This window comes from Acidobacteriota bacterium, assembly GCA_040754075.1.
In the GTDB taxonomy this organism is placed as follows: domain Bacteria; phylum Acidobacteriota; class Blastocatellia; order UBA7656; family UBA7656; genus JBFMDH01.
Window position 1 is genome coordinate 73748 of sequence record JBFMDH010000017.1, and the last position, 24020, is coordinate 97767.

Here is a 24020-nt window from a genome sequence, read left to right on the forward strand (position 1 = left end):
AAGCTTCCATCTGTTTGGTTATTTCCGTTTGTTCCGTACTCTTTTTTCGCGCTTCATCCACGCGAGAATTAAACGATGGAATACAACTTCGCGTTAGTTTCGTCGCGCCGGTGTAAAGGTAGCAAGCGGGGGCGCAGGAATACGCGCCGCTTCTTCGGGAGTTTTTGCGTGAAGCCGGGCAAGTTCTAATTTCAAACTCTGTTCGCCGCGTTCCATTGCCCATTTGTGATTTGCCGCAAAGAACGGCTTGAGCAAAAACGATAAGCTCCGAAGCAAAGGTTTTTCGGCGCGAATTCGCCAATCATAAGTGACGACCGCAAACTCGCCGTCCTGTTTGAAAGTCCAAACGCCTAAGCCAATGAAATCGCCCCACGCTTCGAGAGCAAAGCCATGCGGATAATGGGATTCGGTGACGCGAAATTGCCAGCGCAAGGTGTAAGGCAACCAGCCTTTGGTATAAAGGTCGACGACTTTGCCGACGCCTTCCGCATCACCCGGCTCCAGAATTTTTACATCGAGATACACCGAGGGCCACCAGCGCGGCAAGTCTTCGGCTTTTCGCAAAATGTCTGCGACTTCGTTAATCGTCCCTCGCACACGCCAATGGGTGATGAATTGATAATCGTTTGATGCCATCGCTTTTCCTTTCCTCGCGCGATTGTAAACAATTTGACAATCAACTACGAAGCAAACCAAGCTTTCAGATTGCAATTTACAAATTTGTTTTGGAGATTTTTCGATGCTGAATTTTGAAGCCTTTGAAGTTTTAACCTTTGACTGTTACGGAACCTTGATTGACTGGGAAAACGGCTTGCTCGGCGCATTGAACCCGATATTCGCCGCGCATCAAATCCAAGCCGATGATGAGCAGTTGCTCGCGCTTTATGGCGAATTTGAAGCCGCAGAAGAAAGCGGCGAATACCAAAATTATAAAGCGGTTTTGAAAAATGTCTTGCGACGGCTTGGCAAGGAATTCGATTTTGCGCCGAGTGAAAGTGAACTCGACGAATTTTCAACTTCGATTAAACACTGGTTGCCGTTTGCCGATACGGTTAAGGCTTTGCAAAGCTTAAAGAAAAAATATCAACTCGCCATTATCTCGAATATTGATGATGATTTGTTCGCCTTTTCAAATGAACGGCTCAACGTGAAATTCGACTGGGTGATTACTGCCGAGCAGGTTAAATCTTACAAACCTTCACACAACAATTTTCTGCAAGCGATTGAGCGCATCGCCAAACCCAAAGAGAAAATTCTGCATGTTGCACAGAGCATTTTTCATGACATCATTCCGGCAAAACAATTAGGCATTGCTAACGTCTGGGTCAATCGCAGACACGGAAAAGCGGGCGCGGGCGCAACCAAAGCCGCCGCCGCACAGCCCGATTGGGAAGTGACGGATTTGCAATCATTGGCTCGAATTTGTGGAATAAAATAGGAAAGCCATCAAGTCAAAATAGAAATGTGCGAGTATGATAGGTGTGATATTTCTGGTTTTTGAGTAATACAAAGAAAAAGCTAAAAAAAGAGAGAATAAAATAAGGGCTGAACTCACGCCTTGATAGAGATGATAGGAGGTTTGCAAAATCACGCTTGAAGCAATTGCCAGATAGGTTTTGCCGAAGAGTTCTTTTACCTCTGTCATTACAAAAGCTCGCGCGATAATTTCTTCGTAGAAAGGATTCACTAAAACATAAAGAAAATAAAAGAATGAAGAGCTGGTTTTAAAAACCTCCAGATTTTGAGCAGCCGTATTTAATGTTTTTCCGGTAACCAGATGGTAGGTCACAGAAATAGCAAACTGAAATAGAATTGATACGACGAAGGCTCCCAAAAAGAGCAAGACCGAAAATGGTAAATCTTTCCATGAGAAAGTTAGTCCTAAATCTTTTAACTTTCTGCCTTGCCTGAAAAGTACATACACCAGAATCGCTATCGCAGAAAGTTCCGATATGACCCCTAAAATAAATCGGACATTGATACGTTCCTCTGTATAGTTGTCTTCCCCGGCAAAGAAAAGAACTGCCGAGTAGAAAATGGATTGTCCAAAAGCTACAAAAGAAACCAGCAGCAGTTCAATCAAGCGAATTCTTTTTAGGTTGTTCATCTGGTTTTAAATTTGAGGGCGTGAATTAAAACTTAAGGTTGATGAAAATAATTGCGCACAAAATCTTTAAGCGCCGCTTGCCAGGAACGCAGCGGTTTTAAGCCTAAGGATTCGGAAAGCAGACAACGCATGGCGGAATTGTGAGGGCGCAGCGCAAGTTGATTTAAATCGGCGCGCGTGCAGGGTTCAATCGCAAAATCGCGCATTCCCGCCAGTTCAAATGCCAGCCGCGCAAACTCAAGCCAACTCATCGCGCCGGTGTTGGTGACGTGATAAAGCCCGTGGTGACGGAGCGCCATCAACTCTTCGATGCGGGCGGCGAGATCAGGCGCATACGTGGCAATCGAGGTTTGATCTTGAACGCCTTTTAATTTCGCTCCTGCCCTGGCGTAATCGAAAAGCTTGCTGCCGAAATTCTTTCCGCCGACTCCAAACACCCACGAGGTGCGAATGATCAACGATTCCGGCAACTCCTGACTTACCGCCTGTTCGCCTGCGAGTTTCGATTTGCCGTAAACACTCAAGGGATTGGGCGAGTCTTCCTGCGTGTAAAAGCCGGGTTTTGTACCGTCGAAAACATAATCGGTGCTGATGTGAACGAATTCGGCATGAACATCGCGACAAGCGCGCGCTAAATATCGTGGTCCCTTTTGATTAACCGCAAATGCCCATTCGATGTCGCGTTCACAGCGGTCAACATCGGTTGTTGCAGCGCAATTAATGACCACATCAGGTTTTTCCTGTTCGATAATTCGCCGCACGTTCGTTTCATCGGTAATGTCGAGGTCGGCGTGGGTCAATGCAATGACGCGCCAATTTGACTTCGCCAGTTGCTCGGTCATACAACCTCCAAGCAATCCTCCCGCGCCGGTCACGATGGCGGTTTTCTTTTCATCGAAATTTGTTTTGCTTGTCATGAATTCTTCAACAGCCATTGACGCATTCGGTCAAAAATTTAAATAGAGAGTGGCAGGGTAAACAGGATGTTTTGAGGGATAGAAAATTATCCTGCATATTCTGTCCATCCCTGTTAATTTCCGCTCTTCTATCTGCCACCGTACATGCGTTCGTAATACTCGGCGTATTCGCCTGACTGCGCCCGCTTAACCCAAGCTTGGTTTTCCTGATACCAGCGCACGGTTTTTTCCATACCGCTTTCAAATGATTCTTGTGGATGCCAATCGCATTCGGTTTCCAATTTAGCCGGGTCGGTCGCGTAACGGCGGTCGTGACCGGGGCGGTCTTTGACATAGGTAATCAAGGAATGCGGTTTACCGAGTAAATCCAGCAAGGCGCGAACGACTTCGAGGTTGGTTTTTTCGGCGCGTGAACCGATGTTATAGATTTCGCCGGTTCGCCCTTTGTGTAAAACCTGGTCAATGGCGCTGCAATGGTCATCAACATAAAGCCAGTCGCGCACATTGAGACCATCGCCGTACACCGGCAAGGATTTGTCTTCGAGGGCATTGGCAATCATCAATGGAATGAGTTTTTCGGGAAACTGATAAGGTCCATAGTTGTTTGAAGCGCGGGTAATCACGGTGTCCAATCCGAACGTGACCGACGCGGCGCGAACCAGATGTTCGGCAGCGGCTTTCGATGCGGCATACGGACTGTTGGGTTGTAGCGGTGAAGTTTCCACAAAAAATTCATCTTCGTTGCAAGACCCCATCACTTCGTCTGTGGAGATTTGCACGAAGCGGGAAAGGTGATGCGCGCGAGCCGCATCAAGCAAAACCTGCGTGCCTAAGACGTTGGTATTGATGAATTCGGCTGCGCCTTCGATGGAACGGTCAACATGAGATTCAGCGGCAAAATTGATGATCACATCCGCTCCGCTTATTGCTGCATCGACGGCTGCACGGTCGCAAATATCGCCGCGCACAAATGTGTAGCGTGAAGCCCCGGCAACATCGTTTAAGTTTTCGAGGTTGCCCGCGTAAGTCAGTTTGTCAAAGTTGACGATTTTATAGTCAGGGTATTTGTTTAAAATATTGCGAATAAAATTGGAGCCGATAAATCCCGCGCCACCGGTAATGAATAATTTCATAACTGTCCTTTCTTATGGAAAGGTCGAATTGTAGCCATCGCCATTTGCTTTTATCAACCGATGAACGCAAAGCATACTCGCATTGAAGGGGCTTGGTGCTTATGTTATAGTCCACGTCCTCACAAAGTTCATAACGTCAAAGCGGCTCTAATCAAGTAGCGACAATAATCATTTCCATTCACTCACTTTTCGCCTGAAAAGGTAATAACAACCGAGGAGGCAAAATGAAAAAATCTTTCGCATCAATTATTCTGATGGCTTTGACGGTTTTTTCAGTCGCGTCATTGATGACCGAACCCGCCAGAGCCGACATTGTGGTTTTTACCGCGCAGTTGCTTGCCAGTAACGAAGTGCCGCCGGTAGGTAATGCCGAACGGAATGCTTTCGGCAGTGTTACGGTTACTTTGGATACCACCGCAAATACTGCGCGATTCGATGCCAGTGTGGAAGGATTGACCACGGCTGTCATCCTTGCGCACATTCACGAAGCCGCCGCCGGAGTGAATGGTCCCATACGAGTTGATTCAGGATTGAGTCCCTCAGCCCCACTCCCTCCGGTCAATGGCAGCGTCAGTTTCACACGCGCCAATTTGCCTGTGCCAACCGATGTGAGAGATCGCATTCTGGCAAATCCTGCGGGCTTTTATTTCAACGTTCATTCAGCCTTGAATCCGGGCGGCGTCGTGCGCGGGCAACTGGTTCGTTCGCAATCAACCACCCCTGCGCTCAATGCGCCGACCTTATCCGAGTGGGGCGCTATTTTAATGACCTTGCTCTTCATTGCCGCTTCAACCTTTTTTCTGGTCGGACGCAACAACGCTTTCCTGGCAAATGAGAGTAGCGCGATGGCGGTTGCGCCGGTGAAGGCTATCAACTGGCAATTGTTCATCAAAGTCGCGCTCAATGTTGAAGCCCTCATCGCATTGCTGCTCATTGCGATGCGCGCCAACCTTGTTGATGTATTCGGCGCGTTGGCTTCAGGCATCGTGCTCTCGTACATTGTTCATTTGTTCATCGCCCGCGCCCGGCGGAATTAATCGAAGTTTTCACAAAGGAGAATCAGTAGCCCACCGCTAAGGTGAAGCGTTTCAGTCCTGCGTTACCTTATGGTCAGGCTACTGATTTTAACGTCATGCCAGTTGTTGAATCAGCCAAACATTTTTTTGCAGCCAATCAAAAAGCCTTGCGCTTTCTGTCACTGTTTGCAGCCATCTTTGCCATCAGCTATTTTGTTTTTGGCATCGCCGAAGGGGTACGTAGTTCGCTCATAAAACCCTACACGGCGCTGCTTGCAAAAGCCGTAGCGGCGATGGTCAATCTGTTTGGCGCAGGCGCAACCACCGATGGCACGACGATTCAAGCGCAAAATTTTTCGCTTAACATTGCGATGGGCTGCGATGGCATCGAAGCGGCTTGTCTGTTTTTAGCCGGGGTTCTCGCCTTTCCGACATCGTGGCAAGCGCGAATGATTGGGCTGGCAATCGGCATTCCGTTGATTCAAGTCATCAATGTGTTGCGCCTGATTGCGCTCTATTATGCGGGCATGCATTTCCCATCCGTCGTTGAAGAGATTCACATCTATGTCGCTCAAACCGTGGTTATCATCCTCTCAACCGCCATTCTCATCTTCTGGCTCGAACGCATTGCCAGTCGCTACCGGACAGCATAAATGGCTGTGGCGTTTGTTGGCGGCACTCGGATTATATGTGCTGTTACTGCCTCTGTGGTGGTATAGCCTGGGCGCGACTGCAAACCTCAGCGGCACGCTGGCAAATGTCGCTTATCGGATATTCGATTCACGAACCACCATTCAACCGCAAGGCAGAGAAATCAAGATGACGGTAATGGCGACGCCTGAGAGCGGCTATGGCGGAGCCTCGCATTCATCAATGATGCGAGTCGATACCGTCAATTACGGCTTGCCGATGCTCATTGCACTCATACTGGTCACGAGCGCGGATTCCTGGCGCGTGAAATTGCCGGCGCTGGGGCTAGGCGTTTTCATCATGTTTTTACTCACCACCCTGGCAGTGATGTTATCAGCTAAAATAACCGGGCTAGAGTTGGAAGATAAAATCGCGCAGGCGAATTTCGTGCAAAGCCGTAATCCATCGGGCTTTTTCAATCTGGCGTTTCATGGCTATTCATTTTCGCAACCGGTGGTTGCGGTACTCATCTGGTTGGGACTTGTGATGCTCGGCTTTTTCAAAGAGAAAATCAAAGCTCAGGTTGAGGCGCATAAAATCACCGTGGCTCGCAATGCGCCTTGTCCCTGTGGCAGCGGCAGAAAATATAAACGCTGTTGTGGTCGGAGTTAATTTATTCGCCCCGATTCACGCTCACCCTTAACGTCGGTTCAACTCTTCCGGCGAAGGCATCGGCATCATCTGCACAGACGAAGGCGAAGCAGGCAGTTGCCCTTTCGGTTTTTCTTTTGCCGTCGCTTTATTTTCGGCGCTGCCGGTTAAATCGCCGAATACCTCTTTGAAAGCGCCAACCGATGAAAGCACCGAAGAGGTTTCCACCGGCATAAAGACTACTTTCGAGTTTTGACTTGAAGCCATCTGCGTCAGCGATTCAATATAGCGTTGCATCAGCAGGTAGTAAGCCGGATTGCCCTGCGAAATCGATTCGGCGATTTGTTGAATAGCCTGCGCTTCGGCTTCCGCAGAACGCAAGCGGGCTTGCGCAGCACCTTCGGCGCGCAAAATCGCAGAGGTTTTTTCACCTTCGGCGCGGGTGATAGCCGATTGTTTATCACCTTCGGCGCGAGCAATCGCCGCCTGTTTTTCACCATCGGCTTGTAAAATCAATGCGCGGCGTGTGCGTTCGGCGGTCATCTGTTTTTCCATCGTCACCCGCACATCTTCAGGCGGATGAATGTTGCGAATTTCGACGCGCGTAACCTTCACGCCCCATTTGTCTGTCGCTTCATCAAGCACGGCGCGCAGTTTACTGTTAATCAAATCACGCGAAGTGAAGGTATGGTCGAGGTCGAGTTCACCGATGATGGCGCGCATCGAGGTGATGGTGAGTTGCATGATTGAACCCGTGAGGTCGGCGACTTCATACACCGCTTTAATCGGGTCGGTGATTTGATAATAGAGCACCGAATCAATTGCCACCGTGACATTGTCGCGGGTGATGACCGGTTGCGGCGGAAAGTCGAGCAATTGTTCGCGTAAATCGAGGGTTGCAAAACCGGGCTTTTGTCCTGACCAATACACGGCACGGGGTTTGTCAATAAACGGCAGAATGATATTGAGTCCGCTGGTTGCCAGTTTATGAAATCGCCCGAGGCGTTCGATAATTAAAACTGAGGCTTGCCCGACCACACGAAAAGATTTCAACAGGGTGATAAAAACGGCGAATGCGATGGCTCCGAGAACAATTAATCCGGCTTCCATATTTTCAATCTCCTTTTAAACTTTTTGGTGCGCGCCAGGACGGCACGGCATCATAGTGCCTGACGTAAACCGAGGCGCCTTCGACACGTTCAATAATCACCTTTTCGCCATTATTCAGCGGTTCTTCATCAAGCGAAAAAGCCCGCCACGTCGAACCCGAAACGCGCACCGCGCCTTCTCGCGTCGACCCGGCGGAATCTTCGACAACCACCCCGATCAAACCCGGCAACGCTTCAACGCCGGTTTTGAGTTCACGACCCGGCGAACTTTTAAGAATGAAACGCTCGAATATGGTGCGTGAAGCAATGGTTAATAAAATCGATACGATTAAGAAAACAACAATCTGTAGAGGAAGCCCGGCGATACCGGCGAGCGCAAGCAGTCCGGCAACCAACGCGCCAACGCCAAACCAGAGTAACACAAACCCCGATGTGAAAATTTCGGCGACGGCGAATAATGCCGCCAGGATGAACCAGATGTACCAGAGCTTATCCATACTTGCTCCTGACGAAAGTTTACTGTGCTACTGACCACGCCTCAAGAACGACAATTTAATATGCGCCAATTGTATTGAAGGATGGCTTCAAGGAAAAGTGTCAAGACACAAAACCACGAAGAATTACCAGTGCGCCTTTTCGCAAACCCAAACTTGCTGCCCGTTTCGGTCTTGCCTGCCTTTAGCTGACTGCAAGCCAGGGCTTTCGTAGAAAACCAAATTTAATTCGGCAAGCTGGGACTTGTTGCAGTCAGTGCCAGGCGCACCTTTTCCAAAAGCGCTTGCGTGGTGAAAGGTTTCTGCAAGAAAGCAATGTGGGGTTTCAAAATGCCATGATAGACAATCACATCATCGGTATAGCCTGACATATAGAGCACCTTTAAGTTTGGTCGTTTGATTAAAAGCTGGTCAGCGAGTTCCCGTCCGTTCATTTTCGGCATCACCACATCGGTCACCAGCAATTGAATCTCATTTGCATAAGATTCGCTCATCTCAAGGCACTGTTCACTGTTGGCTTCGAGTACGACATAGCCATACTTCCCCAATATTTCGCACATCACCTGACGGATGGCGCTTTCGTCTTCAACCACTAAAATGGTTTCAACTCCTTTCAGCGATTCGATGTGCCGGTGTTCCGGGATATATTCTTCGTCAACAGCATCAGCCTGTGGCAAGTAAATTTTTATGGTTGTTCCGCGCCACGGTTCACTATAAATAGTAATATGTCCGCCGCTTTGCTTGACGATGCCATGCACCATCGCCATTCCCAGCCCGGTTCCTTTGCCGCGCGGTTTGGTGGTGAAAAACGGCTCAAAGATGTGATTGAGGGTTTCGGCATCCATTCCTATTCCGGTATCACTAATGGCAAGCATGACATACCCGCCGGAGGTAACTTCGATGTGTTGTTTGGCATAAGTTTCATCAAGATAGATATTCGACGTTTCAATAATCAGGTTGCCGCCGCGCGGCATGGCATCACGGGCGTTGGTGGCAAGGTTCAACATCACCTGTTCAAGTTGTCCGCGGTCGGCTTTTACGGCTTTTAACCCGGAATCTAAATTTGTTTGTAAATGAATATCCTCGCCTATCAAGGGTTCGAGCAGAGCCAAGATGTCATCGACCACGACATTCAGGTTGAGCAACTCAACTTCCAGCACCTGTTGGCGACTGAACGCCAGAAGTTGCTGGGTTAATTTCGCCGCCCGCATCGCCGAATCCTTGATGATTTCCACTTTCTGACGAACGGGTTCAGCTGGCGAATAACTCGGGCGCAGCAGCAGTTCGCTGGTGCCGATGATAATCGTGAGAACATTATTAAAATCATGGGCAATGCCTCCTGCCAATTGCCCGACGGCTTGCAGTTTCTGCGACTGGCGCAGTTGGGCTTCTAATTCTTTGCGTTCTGTAATGTCAATCCCTGCTCCTAAAAGGCACAGTTGTTCACCGAACTTGATTACTTCGGCAGAGTACAGCAGGGCGCGAACCTCGCCATGTTTCGTTCGTATATTGACTTCCTGATTGCGTACAGGCTTCTGCTCTCGAAGCATCTTTTCTGCCAGGGCGAAATCTTCAATGTTGGCGAACATATTGATCTCTGAAATTTGGTGGTTGACGACCTCTTCACGCTTGTAATCCGTGAGATTCAGGAAGCTATTATTGACATCCAGTACCAGATGTTCCTGAGTGATTGCCATAGGCAAGGGGCTGGCATTAAAAGCCTGTGAAAACCGCTCTTCGGAGGCGCGCAGGGCTTCTTCAACTTGTTTGCGCTCGGTCACATCGTTGGCTACCATCAACACGCCTTGCTGTCCATCTAACTCGATGATTTCCGCAGACAGCAGATGGGTGCGTAACTCGCCGCTTTTGACACGAAAATTAATCTCAAGGTTGTGAATCGCTCCCTCTTCCTTGAGCAACCGCATAATCTTGAATCGGTCTTCGGGCTTTTCGTAGATATTCAATTCTACCGTGGTGTGACCGATGACCTCTTCGCGACTGTAGCCGCTATTCTTTAGAAAGGTATCATTGGCATCGATGATACGCCCTTCGATGCCTATCGTCATCGAGAGCGGGCTGGCATTGAACGCTTTTGCAAATTTGGCTTCTGAGGAGCGCAACGCTTCCTCGGCGCGTTTTCGTTCGGTCAACTCGGCGCGCGCGCGGTTGAGCGCGCGGTTGACGCTTGACATCGCCAGATGCAACAGGAGAGCCGCAAGAATAGACCAGATGGCTTGATCGAGAAGAATTTCCTTTGGCGTATAGGTAGAGGATTGGCTAGGCAAGACCCCGCGCGCGACGCCATAGCGGATGACAACGTTGGCTGCCAGGCTCAAAGCCGCGAAGAGAAACGCGGCACGACTGCCGAGCAACAAGCCGGCAATCAATACCAACACGACAACCCCAGCCACACTAGGGGGGTGAGGACCTGCGGTGTTCGCCCATACGAAGACTTGACTTGCCCACGCAGCCGTTACAAAAAAAGCGCAGGCGGCGCGCACATAACCTTTGCGCAACAACACCCAACTAATGAGAAAGGGCGGGTAGCGCACCAAAGTCCACAGCATTGACTCTCCGGGCAACAGCAGCGGCAGGGCAATTAAGTAGAAAGTGGCTATCGTGAAGCCCGCCAGCACAATGGTGTGCAACAAGGCTGCAAGGCGGGTCTTTTCCTCATTCGCTTCAAAAACAGGAGGGGCAAGAAACCGTTTGAGATAGGTAAACATCATAGCTGCTCTTCCGGCAATCGCTTCCTGAATACAGCTTGAGAGAAGCGAAATTTTGAGGGGATGATTGAACGTTTAAGTGCAAAAGAATCAATGTAAACATTTTCGCGCCACTGCATTCTACCGCTTTCGACCGCTTTGATGAAGGTTTTTCCCGCGTACTCGACAGCCTTCAGCCGTTTCGCAAACAGAATTCCTGCCACAGCCGATGAAAATGATGGACGCCATTTTCAAAGCGTTTGGAAAACCGTCCTTGCGTATAAGAGATAGACCGCAATCCGCGCTGCACAGCTTCACAGATTTCAATATCTTCCTGCTGAATTTCATCGCTGAAATGAACCGTGCCCAACATTCTCTGCTGACTTTCTAATGAATGACTGTCGTGTGCAAACCATTCAAAAATCGTCAGGGTTTTTTCCGGGCTGAGCGGAATAATCAAATTGGTCGAAAGGGTTTCGGGATTGAGATTGACCATGAGATTGGGAAAGACCCAGAAATAGAGGGCATCGGTTTTGCCGTCGCTCTCATAACGGCGAGTTCTATCATCGGCAGAGGTTTTACGAATCGGCGCATCCTGCAAAGAATGATAACGAAAGGTTCGCGTATGATAATTGGCAAAATCCAGTTCCTGCATTAATCCCGGATGCACCATCGGCAGATGATAGCCTTCGAGATAGTTATCAACATAGACTTTCCAGTTACAATCAATCAGGTAATCGCGGCGCTCGACAAATTGCATGTTTGCAATATTGAAAGGACGGATGCGCTCGGAAAGGTCAGCAAAAAATTCTCCAAACGGAGGACTCGTTTCATCGAGACTCACAAAAATGAATTGCTCCCAAACCTCGACACCAACCGGCACCAGCCCATATTCCGTTTTGTTGAAATGTTCAACGCCTTCAAAATAAGGCGTGCTGAGCAAGCTGCCATCAAGGGCATAAGCCCAGCCGTGATAGGCGCACTGAAAGGCTTTTCGGCAACCCGTGCCGTTTGCCACAGGTCCCGCGCGATGGCGACAGACATTGAAAAAGCCGCGTATTTTTTCATCCTTGCCGCGCACTAAAACGAGCGGCTCACCCGCAATCTCGGTTGTGAAAAAACTCCCGGCGTCGGGTAATTGCTCCAGGCGTCCGACCAGTTGCCAGGTGCGATTAAAAATTCGCTGTTTTTCGAGGGCTAAAATTTCTTCGCCGAAATAGACGCTTGCGGGAAGCGTTTTGGCTGTCGCCAAATTTTCATCAATCGTAAAATCCAATGGGTTCATCATTCAGTTGATTATACGCGGTCAGGCAGCTTGTAAAAAAGAAGGGGCGAGAGTGTCTCGCCCCTTCCAATTAAACTTTGCGTGATGCGTTAGGCTATTTGGTTTCCACTTTTTTAATCGAAGTTACAGCAATAGATTTCTTGCCATCCTTTTCCGTAACTACGCCTTTGACCTCGACCATTTCAGCGACAAACGGAATGAGCTTTTCATTCTTGTTGGCGCTGTAATCGCCGGTTATCGAATAGACAATATTCTTTTCATCAACGATTGCCAGTTGATTGCCACGTTTGGCGCATGACAGTGCACAGGCTTTGTGTCCTTCACCGCGCGCGCCGTTTTTGCCATCGTAACAAGGTTGATCAACAACTTCACCTTTAATGGTGACCTCGTTGTCGCTCGTTCTCGCTGCGACGGCGATGGATGTGCCGATCATTAGCATTACTATCGCTAGATAGATTAGTGTTTTTCTCATTGCCTGCTCCTTTCAATTTTTGATTCCACTAGAGTGAGGGTCGAAAATATTTAATTGGGTTCCGTCCGTGATTATACAAACTTCATCGCAAAAGTCTAAGTCGCGCGCGCCGTTTTCGTTTTTTTGGAAATCGGCTTTTCCGCAGGTTCGGATTTTTTCTTTAAATTCTCTTGTTGCTTTTTGCTTTTTTCTACTTCCTCAAGACATACGGCGGCAAGCGCGAGAATGCCTAGCGCGCGTTGCGAACGGTCATCAAGACTGCGCGCCCGGTAAAGCCCGCCGTCAAAATCGAGCGGCGCAAGCAGGCGAAAGACTTTTTCCAAATCGAAACCTTCAACGCCATAACCGTAATAGGAACTGAATTGTTTGCCTTCGATTTTTTGTTGCACATAAGCGGTTGAGAAATTCGGATTGTCGAGACTGTTGATGGTCTTAACCGCTTCGGTCATCACTTCAAAGGCGCGCAAGGGTTCAATCTTGACGTAAAGAAACACCACGCCGAGCAGGGTTCGCGCTTTTTCGTTGGTGTTCGGCGCTTTGTAGGCAAGCGTTAAAACCTCATCAAGCGCATCTCTGGCGCGGGGCTTCTCCTCGGCTTTTTTCAGCGCGGCGGCAGCGATTTCATACGAGAGATAAGCCCGCAAATCCAACTGCTCGACGTTTTTTGCCAGTTGCGAAGCTAGAAAAAAATCGCCGTCTTTTACGGCTTTTTGGCTGCGTTTGAAATAGGTGAAGGCGAACAATTGCTGACGCAATTTTTCATCATCAATTTTGCGAATCAGACTGATGATTGTATCGAGGCTGATGTCATTGGAGGCGTTCAACACAGCAAATGCCATTGCCATTTCACGTTTGTCGGGGTCGGCTTCGCGCTCTGCCTTTTCAGAATATTTCGTAAAAGCATCGCTGTTTGGTTGCATCCGCAAAGCGATGTCTTTGTGTTGATTTTGCACCTGCCCTAACGCTTGCCGCATTTCGGGTGTGAGCGCGCCGTTGAGAAAACTTTTCAGTTCAATGATGCGATTGACATAAGCGGGTTGATACTCGGCGGCAATGCCTTCGAGATGGTCTAAAGCAAAAATCAATTGCGAAACTTCAGGCAATTTATACGCCCCGCTTATCGGTTGTTCAGGCAATCTGAGGGTTGCTTCGGCGCGCGCGAGCAAGCTTTCAATAAAGAGTTGCTGCATTGCCGGATTCGCCGTTTCGCTTTTAGGTTTGCCAAAACCATTCATATAGATTTCTGTGCCGATGTTGCGGTCGCGTAAGAATGGATAGGCAGTTAAAAACAGAAATTCATTGATCGGCGCGTTGGCATAATTTCTAACGGCGTCTTGATAAAGCTGGTCTGCCAGCGGTTGATTGACCTCAAGGATGGCATAAAGCGCCGGCCCGATGGATGATGTCAGCGGATAGCTGAAGGTATTGCGAACAAACGTGGCAGCGGTTTGCGGGTCACTTTTTGCCGTGTCGATTGCCATTTGCAAAAGCTTGTCTTCAAATTTTTGTTGATAACTGTTGCGGGATTTGGCTTCGCTGGCTGCGGCTTCAGCCTGCTTGCGGGTCTCTTCGGCGACGCGCACGGCAAGTTGTTTCGCCCACGCGCCATCACGTCGGGCAATCGCCTGCATGACGACGAATCGTTGGTCTGGAAGCAGGGTTAAACTTCTGCCATCACGAATCGACTCGTCGCCTTTGTCTTTGAAATGTTGTTCGGCAAGGTCAAAAGCTTCGGCGAAAACTTTTCGCGCCTGCGCTTCTCTGGCTTTCCAGAGCAAATCGGCAGCGCGAATCATCACAGCGATTTTTTTATTCACTGCTTCAATTTTTTTCGCTTCATCGAGTTGCTGGTCAATCAACCAAAAGGCGCGCGATTCATCGCATTTGGCAGGCTGCTCGTCATTTTGCGCTGAGATTTTGAAAGCCGTGGTTTGAATGAGCAAAACCGAAGCAAAAGCAAAATGCAATAACCGTTTGCTGAAGGAAGGTCGCATAACAAACCTCCGACGATGGTTTGATTTGATGATGCAGCGCGAGCCTTTGAGCAAGCTAAACCCAATGCCGTTTCACCAGGTCGCGCCAGCCGTTTGAACGTAGGGCGCTCAAAGTTTACCCGAAGCTCGCTCAAAAACAAAAGAGGCGTTCATCAGAACGCCTCACAAAATGAAAGCATCTTCTCAATCGCAATTTACAAATTGCCGCGTTTTGATTCGCTGACGATGTAATCGCAAGCGCGGGCGGTGAGCGCCATCATCGTGAGCGTCGGATTTTGACAACCCGATGAGACAAAGCACGCGCCATCGGTGACAAATAAATTTTTCACGTCCCAACACTGGTTGAATTTATTTAACACGGAAGTTTTCGGGTCATTGCCCATGCGCGCGGTGCCGAGTTCGTGAATCGCCAAGCCCGGAGGAGCCAGCCGCCCGTTGGTATAGAGAATTTCAAACTTGGCTTCGGTTGCCATCTCTTTCAAGGTTTCGAGCGCCTCTTTTGCCATCTCGCGTTCATTATCGGAATGCTGGCATTCGATGTGCGCCACCGGAATTCCCCAGGCGTCTTTTTTATCGTTGTTGATGGTGATGCGATTTTCTTTGCGCGCCAACATCTCACCAAATGCTGCCATACCGAATGGCGCGGGGTCTTCGGCTTCGCGCACCATCTTCTTAAAGGTCGAACCGAAACCGGCAATCCTTGCCATGTTGGTCGGCAACATGCCGCGTTGCGAACTGCCTTGAATGCCGTAACCGCGAAGGTATTTTTGTTGTTTGTCACTGCCGACGTTGCGGAATTTCGGAATGTAGATGCCGTTGTTGCGCCCGTCATCGAAGTTGTAGCGCGATTTGGTCAATTGCGGAATCACCCCGCCCACCCAAATCGAATAGGTGTGGTCAAAGAGATATTGACCGAGCACGCCGGATGAATTGCCGACGCCATTTGAATGTTGGCGGGTGGCGCTGTTTAACATCAGGCGGGTTGATTCCAATGTCGAGGCGCATAGTACAACGACTTTGCCGTAAACCTCTTGAGCTTTTTTGGTGAGACGGTCAACGAAGGCGACGCCTTTTGCCTTGCCGGTGTTGGCGTCCATGATGAGGTGGCTGGCGACTGCATTTGGTCTCATGGTCAGGCGTCCGGTTTTGGCGGCAGCGGGCAAGGTCGAACCCGGACTGCTGAAATAAGAATAGGTGGTGCAGCCGCGTTCGCAATGTCCGCACCAGTGACAGACGGCGCGACCATTGTGATTTTGCGTGAGGATTGCCGAACGTCCGATGGTGACGCGACGGTCTTTCCAACGCCGTTCAACGGCGTTTTTCAACAACCATTCGCCGCAGGTAAATTTCATCGGCGGCAGAAATTTTCCATCGGGGAGTTGTTCGAGTCCTTCAGAGTTGCCGCTGATGCCAACGAAGAGGTCAACTTTATCGTAATAAGGCGCGAGGTCTGCATAAGCGATCGGCCAATCTTCGCCGTACCCGTCGCGGCTCGCCGCTTTAAATTCATAATCGCTCAAGCGGTAAGATTGTCGTCCCCACATCAAGGTACGCCCGCCGATTTGGCGACCGCGAATCCAATCAAAGGGTTTGCCTTCGGCTGTCGTGTAAGGGTTATCAACATCATCAACGAAGAACTGATGACCATATTCATTACAAGCGTAACATTTCGATTGCACCGGCTGACGTTTGTAGAGTTGTTGTTGATTGATGGTTCCCCGATACTTCACTTCGTAAGGCCATTTGTGTTCGGTATATTCTTTCATCGGGTCAACCTTGCGCCCGGCTTCCAAAACAATGACGCGCATTCCCGCTTCGCAAAGTTCTTTGGCAGCCCACCCGCCGGTCGCGCCCGAACCGACAACAATCGCGTCATAGACAACTTGCTTCGCCATTACATACCTCTCCCTAATGATTTTTAAATTTTGCGCGCGGAACCGTGGATAACCTTTTGTGCCTACAAATGGTGTGTTTGCCATCATAGTTGATGCCTCAGCAAAAAGCAAAAGCTTGCGATTAAAAAGCGGCTATCAATAATTGCCAACCACTTGAAGGTTTCGGGGCTTTGCTCAATCGCCTGACAACTCAACATAGACAATCCGCTGACCTGCACTTTTTTGATTGACTTGGCAATAAAAAAGGACTAAAAGGTAGACTAATATGATCTTCTCTCGTTCAGCCGAATATGCGATTCGCGCGATGACCTTTCTGGCAAGCCTGCCGCCGGGAAGGCTAGCCGGCGCGAGAGAGATTTCCGAAGTCGAAAAGATTCCTACGCCGTTCCTTTCAAAAATATTACAAAACCTGGTGCGCCATCGTCTGATTCGTTCTTTCAAAGGTCTGTATGGCGGTTATGAACTTGCAAAACCGCCCGATAGTATTGCCCTGGGAGCAATCATCGGCGCTATTGATAACATCGACCGGGTGAGCGATTGTGTTTTGGGAATGCCACATTGCAGCGAAGAAAATGCCTGTCCTCTGCATCACACCTGGAAAGCCATGCGCGAGAACATGGTGCAGATGCTGGAACAGAAAACCCTGGCAGATCTGGCTGAAACCGCAAAAGCGAGAAAACTTCAAAGATAAAAATTTTTATCTTCTAAGTGGATAAGCACATCCGAATATCTTTTGCGCGCGTTTATATCACGAGAAGCCGCTTCAACCGGGTTGAGGCTCAATCGCTAAATTTTAGCTGCGAGCTATTGAAGGGATGCTTCTATGGGCGTAAAAGACGGACAATCCAATTCGTGGTGGAATGGCAGAAACGCGCAGAACCTCACTTATCTGCAAAGCAATTTTCCCTGTCGCGCAGCCTGTCCTGTGAGTACCAATGCCGGAGGCTATGTCAGCCTCATCGCTCAAGGGCATTACAAAGAAGCTTACCTGTTGGCGCGCGCCCCCAACCCGCTGGCGTCGGTGTGCGGACGAGTCTGCGCGCATCCTTGCGAAGCCGCTTGTCGGCGCGGACACCTAGACCAACCCATCGCCATTCGCGCCATGAAACGTTTCATCAACGAACGTTTCGGCATTGAAAGCAGTTGTAGTTTTGAAGAGATTTTGCGCGTCGTTGAACGCCCGCGCCCGCCCGTCACCAACCCCGGACGCATCGCCATTATCGGTAGCGGTCCCGCAGGACTTGCCTGCGCCCACGACCTCGCTTTGATGGGGCATCATGTCACCATCTACGACGCAGCGCCGATTGCTGGCGGCATGATGCGATTGGGGATTCCCGAATATCGCTTACCGCGCCAACTCTTAGACCGCGAAATTGCCTTCATTCAATCCCTGGGCGTTGAATTTCGTTTGGGCATAGAAATCGGTCGTGATGTCACCTTCGCGCAACTCAGAGCCGAACATCAGGCAATTTTTTTAGCGACGGGGTGTCGCAAGGGCAAGATGCTTAACTTGCCCGGCGCGGATAAACCCGGCGTACTGACTGCCGTTGATTTTCTGGGGAATTTAAATCTCGGTGTGCCATTAGACCTTGGCAAAGATGTGGTCGTGGTTGGCAGCGGCAATGTCGCATTCGATGTGGCGCGCAGTGCCCGGCGTTTTGGCGGGACATCCGAGCCGGATGAAGAGCATCACCACCTGGCGGCTGATGCTGCGGTTGCCGCGTCGCGCCTGCTGCATAGACAAGTCACTTTGGTGTCGCTCGAATCCCGCGATGAAATGCCCGCCGACACTGAAGAGATCGAAGAAGGCTCACGTGAAGGCATACGCATCATTCATCGGCGTGGCCCGAAAGCGATTCTCGGTAATGGTAGAGTCGCCGCTTTAGAAACCATTGATGTGGCGCGCGTGTTTGACGAACACGACAGGTTTTCGCCTGAATTCATTGCCGATTCGCAAAAACAGATTCCCTGCGACACCGTGATTTTAGCGGTTGGGCAAATCGCCGATTTGAGTTTCCTGGGCGATGGGCATGGACTTAAAACTACGCCGCAGCAAACTGTCATGGTTGACCCGAAAACTCTGGCGACCTCGGTTGCAGGAATTTACGCGGGCGGCGATGTCGCCTTTGGACCGCGCATCGTCATCTCTGCGGTCGCCGATGGCAAACGCGCCGCGAAATCCATTGACACCTATTTAACCGGGCGCATGGATGAAATGGAATCGTATACCGTGCGCGTCTTTCCGACCTCTGGTTACAACCATCCTTTTGCGCGTGGCGATTATGAAATTATTCCCAGACGCCAGGTTCCGGTGCTTCCCATCGAACGCCGTCAGGCGCGTGAAGAAGTGGAGTTGTGTTTGACTGAACAGGAAGCGCAAGCCGAAGGCAGCCGTTGTTTGCATTGCTGGGTGAATACGATTTTTGATTCGTCGCGCGTGCAGGGCAGCGAATGCATTCAATGTGGCGGTTGCGTGGATGTCTGCCCCGAAGAATGCATCGATTTGGTTGCCCTCACGCGCCTCGCGACAACTTCCAAAGAAGCGCTGGCAATGCTTCCGAATGGCGAGGTTGCGGAAGTGTTTCAAAGCGCCAATGGCGCGGCGCTGATTAAAGATGAAACTGCCTGCATCCGTTGCGGACTTTGCGCGCGACGTTGTCCGACAGGGGTGATTTCGATGCAGGCGTTTTATCGCAAACCCGAAGCGCCGCTCCTGTCCCTCGTAGAAAAAATTTTGTAAACCGAGAAAATAGAGATGCCACTGGTTGATGATTTAAAGATGCCGATTGATGTCCCGGAATACCGTCGCAGAGCTTTTTTGAATGCTACAGGGTTGAGCGCAATGGGGTTGGCTGGATTTGGAACCGCGATCACGACAGTTCGTTACCTGTGGGCTGAAGTGCTGTTTGAAGACGAGACGCGATTTAAATTCGGCAACCCCGAAGAGATTCCCGTCGGCACGTTGGTATCGCTTCGCGAACAAAAAATTTATCTCTTTCACGACGCGCAAGGCTTCGTGGCGATGACCGCGACCTGCACGCATCCAGGCTGTTTGACGCGCTATGAAAAAGAGCAGAATCGCATTTTCTGCCCGTGTCACGGCAACCGGTTTACAACTCAAGGCGATGGATTCACCAGCACACGTCGCGCCCCTTCGTGCAATTGACAAAATGATTTTTCGTAACCGACAGGCGAGGTTAAAATGAATCAACTCCTCCATTGCTAATCTTTCTTGGAGTAAGTCATATGGCAACTAAATCAATCAACGAATTCCTATCGCGTGAAAGTTTTTTTATCGCAATTTTATTCGGATTTTTAAGTTTTTCGGCAATCAGCGCATTTGCGCAACAAGATGATTCCGGCAAAAGTACAGCGCAACAAAATCCTCAAACGCCAGCAACCGCGACCGCAAAGCCTGCAACACCCATCGCGCCCAAGCCGATAAAAATCGGCGACGTGACCTTTTCAGGAAGCGTGCGCCTGAGGCTTGAAAACTGGGATTGGTTTGAAACCTCGGCTGCCGATAACGATTACACTTTTGGCGCACTGTTGTTGCGACTATCGCTTGGACAGCAGAAAGAAAAATTCGACTGGCAGGTAGAAGGCGCGTTTCCGGTGTTGATGAACCTGCCCGAAAGCGCCATCGCGCCCGCGCCGCAGGGGCAACTCGGACTTGGCGCGTCGTACTTTGCCGCAAGCGGTCGGCAGGACGCGAGCGCCATTTTGAAACAGGCATTCGTGCGCTTCAAAGGTTTAGGCGGCGACAAACCAAGCAGTTTGCGCATCGGGCGCTTTGAATTTGTCGATGGCGCAGAGACCACGCCTGCCGATGCGACGCTTGCGACCTTGAAGCGCGACCATATCGCTCACCGGTTGATCGGCACATTCGCTTTTTCGCACATTCAACGAAGTTTTGACGGCGCGCATTATGTTCGCAATACCAGGTTATCGAATTTCACCTTTGTTGCAGCGCGACCAACCGAGGGCGTCTTTCAACTGAATGGCAATAAAGAACTGAACATTGATTTTTACTACGGCGCGTTTACCCGATTGTTTAGCGGTAAACAATCCCATCAGGAGGCGCGATTTTTTGCTGTGCATTATCATGATGGTCGCGCCGTGTTAAAAACCGATAACCGCACACTGGCGGCGCGTCAGGTCGATAGCGAAGATATACGCCTCACCACTTTGGGCGGTCATTATTTGAATGCCAGCAAACTGGGTAGCGGCACCTGTGATTTACTCTTATGGGGTGTCGGACAATTTGGTGATTGGGGAAATCTCAGTCATCGTGCGGGAGCCATCGCCGCCGAAGGCGGTTATCAATTTGCGGCAGCGTGGAAACCCTGGGTGCGCGTCGGATATTTCAGAAGCACAGGTGATGGCAATCCTACAGACAATCGCCACACGACATTTTTCCAGATGCTGCCGACGCCGCGCATCTATGCGCGAATTCCGTTTTACAATCTGATGAATAACCAGGATGTGTTTGCGCAACTCCGCCTCAAACCGCATGCGCGCGTTGCGCTGCGCACAGATGTTCGCTATTTGCGCCTGAGCAACCGCAGAGATTTATGGTATGTCGGCGGCGGCGCTTTTCAAAAATCGACCTTCGGTTATGTCGGACGACCAAGCGGCGGCACAAAAGGCATGGGAACGCTTTTTGATTTCAGTATGGATGTCGCGCTCACCGCGAGAAGCGCCTTGACGTTTTATGTCGGCGGCGTGCGCGGCGGCGGAGTCGAAAGCGCCATCTATCCGCAAGGCGGCAATCATCCCCAGGCACGATTCCTTTATCTGGAATTTCTGCAACGTTGGTAAAACAATCAGCAGTTGAAGCCGCCGTGTTGCTTGATGTACAATCAAGCGTTCTTGCGGAGGTCTAATCGACAGCCTTTCACAAGGAACTATTTGAAGCAGCAGTGCAAATTTAAAAGGCGGCGTAGCTCAGGTGGTTAGAGCGTGGGATTCATAACCCCAAGGTCAGTGGTTCAAGTCCACTCGCCGCTATCAATCAAATCATTAAAAAGGCAAGTCCGGTAACTTGCCTTTTTTGTTTTTGCATTATGCACACGCTCAGGAAGCCTTTTAAAACCGTCCGGCATCGACATCGACAATGAATTGAATGACACCTTCGACATAAATTTTCTGGTCATCATAAAGCGCCATATGGCTGCCATTCGGGCAAAACAGATAACGCCCCTTCTGCACCTTCTTTGCCATCATCTCCATATGCGCGGGGTCCATCGTGTCATATTTCGCGCCAATCACCAGCGTCGGCACCGCGATATTCGGCAAATCATTGGTGCGTTCCCAGGTGAGCAATTTGCCACTCAGCCCCAGTTCGCTTGGTCCCTGCATGGGAATGTAGACCGCCGGATTCAAGTGTTTGAAAGCCCGATTAACCGGGTCAGGCCACTGGTCAGCGGGCAGACGCAGTATGTGCTGCACATAGTGGTTCGGAATTAAAAGCTCCATATAACGCGGATTCTCATAATCTTTCTTGGCTTCAATCTGTTTAATCTCCGCGAGCACTTTTTGATCCATCGCCGGCATCAAGACCTTTTCGGCATACTCATTATAAGCTGTGCCGCTTGCCATCATATTTGAAATAACCAATCCTTTGAGATGCTGTTGATACTTCAAGGCATATTCCATAGCCAGGACGCCGCCCCACGAATGCCCCAACAAATAGAAATTGCTTTTATCGAGTTTAAGCGCCTGACGCACTTGCTCGACCTCTTCGACAAAACGCGGCAAATCCCAGAGTTCCGGCTCTTTCGGCTGGTCGCTGTAGTAAGAACCAAGCTGGTCATAGTAGTAATACTCAATGCCTGCCGCCGGAAAGAAACTATCGAAAGCTTCCAGATATTCGTGCGTCGCGCCCGGTCCGCCGTGCAAGAGCAGCACTTTGATTTTCGGGTTATTGCCAATGCGTTTCGTCCATACCCGGAAAGTGCCTTTGGGGGTGGTGATGGGAATGAGTTTAACGCCGCCGCTTAGCACATCATCACGACCCGTATAATTCAGATAAGCATTAGTTGCCGGTTGGGTTGCTGCCGGTTGATTGCTGTTGGGCGGATTATTGCAGGCTTGCAGAGCAAGCGCGACAAATGCGAGCAAGAGAAATCGCTTCATAGGAAATTTCGCTGCCTCCGTTTTGAGAAGATTGGCTGATTCACCGCGTACTATCCTGAACTTTAGAAAAAATTTCAAGGAGGTTATGAACTGAGTCATGCCCAGTGGAAAATGATACGATGACGAAAAAGGCGCAAATCAATGGGATGACCGGAACCGGCGGACTCGAAATTTGCATTGCCATTGAAAGCTAACACGGCAGAGAAGGCTTGCGCGCGGATAAGCTGCCTATCTTCTCAATCGTGTAAATGGAAAACCTTGCTGATGATTTTCCATTCGCCATCAACTTTAAGCAGCGTGAACATGTCCGTGAAGCGATGACCGGTCCAGTTATCGAGTTCCAGCCGCGCCGTCGCCACTGTGCCGAACAGGTCGATGCTCACAATCCGTCCTTGAAGTTCGGTTGCCGGACCGTTCTGGTCATTCCAATCAAATAGCCCTTGAATGGCTCCTGCGAATAAATCAGTGCCGATATAACCGAAGATGGTCGCGTCACTATGGAAAGCCGGTTTCATCTCATCGCCCCTGCCTGATTTGCCGCCGTTGATGTATTGCTGAATGGTGTTGGCAATCGCTTCATATTCGTTAAAAGTATTTGCAGTGTTAGTCATCGCGGGTTTCCTTTCGAGTGTTGATGCATTGGCAGCGCTGTTGCAACCGGTCACAGCAGACCCACTAAGAGGAAATTCCAGCCTGAAGGTGTTCGGGCATTAGAAAAAATTTTCCCGGTTCTCCTTTGACCAGGTTGTTACTTCAGACAGTTCTCACAGCGTCTTTATATTGGGATAAACGGAAAAGCGCGGCAAAAAGGGGAATGAGAGAAAATCTTTTTTTAAAATTTCGGAATCTGCCTTATAATCAGCGCGCAATTCATCCATTTCAAAACAACAGTAATGACGAACATATCGGCAAATCAGATCACCGAGTGGCTGGTTGAGTGGGGACAGGGGAATCAACTGGCGCTCGAACAATTGATGCCGCTGGTCTATGACGAACTGCGGCGTATGGCGCGTCGTTATATGCGCAATCAACCGTCCGGTCATACCCTGCAAACTACGGACTTGATTCACGAAGCTTATTTGAAGCTCGCAAGCGGCGCAGATAAAGACTGGCAAAACCGCGCCCATTTTTACGGCGTCGCGGCACAAGCCATGCGCCACATTCTGGTTGATTACGCGCGCTCGCGTCAGAGCCAAAAACGTGGCGGCGCGGTTGAAAAAGTCACCCTCGACGAAACCGCGCTCGCTTCATTTGACAGAGCCGATGAAGTCGTGGCGCTCAATGATGCGCTGGAAAAGCTGGCGGTTCTCGATGAACGCAAAGGCAGAGTCGTCGAACTCAAATATTTCGGCGGGTTGACCCACGAAGAAATTGCCACCATCTTGAAAATATCTTCCGACACCGTAAAACACGACTGGCGATTTGCCCGCACCTGGCTTTTGCGCGAATTATCCAAGCAGTAAAAGCATCACCG

22 protein-coding genes and 1 tRNA gene are annotated in these 24020 nt (G+C 49.9%); 10 read left to right on the top strand and 13 right to left on the bottom strand.

The window, feature by feature from the left end; genetic code table 11:
- Positions 1 to 93: 93 nt before the first annotated feature.
- Complete coding sequence (locus tag AB1757_18350) at positions 94 to 636, bottom strand: SRPBCC family protein (protein ID MEW6129006.1); 543 nt, start codon at positions 634 to 636, stop codon at positions 94 to 96.
- 103 nt (positions 637 to 739) lie between these two features.
- Here AB1757_18350 and AB1757_18355 point away from each other — a divergent pair, with 103 nt between their 5' ends.
- Entirely contained in the window at positions 740 to 1438 is a 699-nt protein-coding gene (locus AB1757_18355; GenBank protein MEW6129007.1) for a haloacid dehalogenase type II, read from the top strand.
- Here the strand turns inward: AB1757_18355 and AB1757_18360 are convergent.
- From AB1757_18360 to rfbB, 3 genes are all read right to left on the bottom strand, one after another.
- A complete protein-coding gene (locus AB1757_18360) occupies positions 1409 to 2107 on the bottom strand; it encodes a CPBP family intramembrane glutamic endopeptidase (protein MEW6129008.1) in 699 nt (232 codons plus the stop codon). The genes AB1757_18355 and AB1757_18360 overlap by 30 nt on opposite strands.
- A 32-nt stretch (positions 2108 to 2139) precedes the next feature.
- Positions 2140 to 3024 carry a dTDP-4-dehydrorhamnose reductase gene (gene rfbD / locus AB1757_18365; protein MEW6129009.1) on the bottom strand — a complete coding sequence of 295 codons (885 nt, stop codon included), beginning with the start codon at positions 3022 to 3024 and terminating at the stop codon, positions 2140 to 2142.
- A gap of 128 nt (positions 3025 to 3152) precedes the next feature.
- Positions 3153 to 4157 (bottom strand): dTDP-glucose 4,6-dehydratase, encoded by a 1005-nt coding sequence (gene rfbB / locus AB1757_18370; GenBank protein ID MEW6129010.1) that lies wholly within the window; start codon positions 4155 to 4157, stop codon positions 3153 to 3155.
- Between the two features lie 224 nt (positions 4158 to 4381).
- Here rfbB and AB1757_18375 point away from each other — a divergent pair, with 224 nt between their 5' ends.
- The 3 genes from AB1757_18375 (at position 4382) to AB1757_18385 (ending at position 6475) form a co-directional block, all read left to right on the top strand.
- Entirely contained in the window at positions 4382 to 5194 is an 813-nt protein-coding gene (locus AB1757_18375; GenBank protein MEW6129011.1) for a CHRD domain-containing protein, read from the top strand.
- A gap of 95 nt (positions 5195 to 5289) precedes the next feature.
- Positions 5290 to 5826: an exosortase H gene (xrtH, locus tag AB1757_18380; GenBank protein ID MEW6129012.1), complete on the top strand. Its 537-nt coding sequence runs from the start codon at positions 5290 to 5292 to the stop codon at positions 5824 to 5826.
- Complete coding sequence (locus tag AB1757_18385) at positions 5801 to 6475, top strand: SEC-C domain-containing protein (GenBank protein ID MEW6129013.1); 675 nt, start codon at positions 5801 to 5803, stop codon at positions 6473 to 6475. The genes xrtH and AB1757_18385 overlap by 26 nt, the downstream gene beginning before the upstream one ends.
- A 27-nt stretch (positions 6476 to 6502) precedes the next feature.
- Here AB1757_18385 and AB1757_18390 read toward each other — a convergent pair whose 3' ends face one another.
- The 7 genes from AB1757_18390 to AB1757_18420 all read right to left on the bottom strand — a co-directional run bounded on the left by AB1757_18390 (position 6503) and on the right by AB1757_18420 (position 16408).
- On the bottom strand, positions 6503 to 7564 hold the full coding sequence (locus AB1757_18390) for an SPFH domain-containing protein (protein MEW6129014.1): 1062 nt from the start codon (positions 7562 to 7564) through the stop codon (positions 6503 to 6505).
- Between the two features lie 4 nt (positions 7565 to 7568).
- Complete coding sequence (locus AB1757_18395) at positions 7569 to 8060, bottom strand: NfeD family protein (GenBank protein MEW6129015.1); 492 nt, start codon at positions 8058 to 8060, stop codon at positions 7569 to 7571.
- Positions 8061 to 8281: 221 nt separating this feature from the next.
- Positions 8282 to 10786, bottom strand: a complete 2505-nt coding sequence (locus tag AB1757_18400) for a PAS domain S-box protein (GenBank protein ID MEW6129016.1) — start codon at positions 10784 to 10786, stop codon at positions 8282 to 8284.
- 169 nt (positions 10787 to 10955) lie between these two features.
- Positions 10956 to 12050, bottom strand: a complete 1095-nt coding sequence (locus tag AB1757_18405) for an SRPBCC family protein (protein MEW6129017.1) — start codon at positions 12048 to 12050, stop codon at positions 10956 to 10958.
- 91 nt (positions 12051 to 12141) lie between these two features.
- A complete protein-coding gene (locus AB1757_18410) occupies positions 12142 to 12519 on the bottom strand; it encodes a hypothetical protein (protein ID MEW6129018.1) in 378 nt (125 codons plus the stop codon).
- 95 nt (positions 12520 to 12614) lie between these two features.
- The gene (locus AB1757_18415; protein MEW6129019.1) at positions 12615 to 14513 is read right to left on the bottom strand and encodes a hypothetical protein; all 1899 of its coding nucleotides are present in this window, start codon (positions 14511 to 14513) and stop codon (positions 12615 to 12617) included.
- Between the two features lie 194 nt (positions 14514 to 14707).
- On the bottom strand, positions 14708 to 16408 hold the full coding sequence (locus AB1757_18420; protein ID MEW6129020.1) for a GMC family oxidoreductase: 1701 nt from the start codon (positions 16406 to 16408) through the stop codon (positions 14708 to 14710).
- A gap of 265 nt (positions 16409 to 16673) precedes the next feature.
- On the opposite strand from AB1757_18420, the gene AB1757_18425 reads away from it, so the two are divergent.
- From AB1757_18425 to AB1757_18445, 5 genes are all read left to right on the top strand, one after another.
- Complete coding sequence (locus AB1757_18425) at positions 16674 to 17099, top strand: Rrf2 family transcriptional regulator (protein MEW6129021.1); 426 nt, start codon at positions 16674 to 16676, stop codon at positions 17097 to 17099.
- Positions 17100 to 17231: 132 nt separating this feature from the next.
- A complete protein-coding gene (locus tag AB1757_18430) occupies positions 17232 to 19148 on the top strand; it encodes an FAD-dependent oxidoreductase (protein MEW6129022.1) in 1917 nt (638 codons plus the stop codon).
- Positions 19149 to 19163: 15 nt separating this feature from the next.
- Entirely contained in the window at positions 19164 to 19574 is a 411-nt protein-coding gene (locus AB1757_18435) for a Rieske 2Fe-2S domain-containing protein (GenBank protein ID MEW6129023.1), read from the top strand.
- Between the two features lie 80 nt (positions 19575 to 19654).
- Positions 19655 to 21229, top strand: a complete 1575-nt coding sequence (locus tag AB1757_18440; GenBank protein ID MEW6129024.1) for an alginate export family protein — start codon at positions 19655 to 19657, stop codon at positions 21227 to 21229.
- 115 nt (positions 21230 to 21344) lie between these two features.
- Positions 21345 to 21418: transfer RNA gene (locus AB1757_18445), tRNA-Met, on the top strand.
- 78 nt (positions 21419 to 21496) lie between these two features.
- Here AB1757_18445 and AB1757_18450 read toward each other — a convergent pair.
- A complete protein-coding gene (locus tag AB1757_18450; GenBank protein ID MEW6129025.1) occupies positions 21497 to 22546 on the bottom strand; it encodes a proline iminopeptidase-family hydrolase in 1050 nt (349 codons plus the stop codon).
- Positions 22547 to 22782: 236 nt separating this feature from the next.
- The gene (locus tag AB1757_18455; protein ID MEW6129026.1) at positions 22783 to 23157 is read right to left on the bottom strand and encodes a nuclear transport factor 2 family protein; all 375 of its coding nucleotides are present in this window, start codon (positions 23155 to 23157) and stop codon (positions 22783 to 22785) included.
- Between the two features lie 282 nt (positions 23158 to 23439).
- On the opposite strand from AB1757_18455, the gene AB1757_18460 reads away from it, so the two are divergent.
- Positions 23440 to 24009 (top strand): sigma-70 family RNA polymerase sigma factor, encoded by a 570-nt coding sequence (locus AB1757_18460; GenBank protein MEW6129027.1) that lies wholly within the window; start codon positions 23440 to 23442, stop codon positions 24007 to 24009.
- Positions 24010 to 24020: the final 11 nt, after the last annotated feature.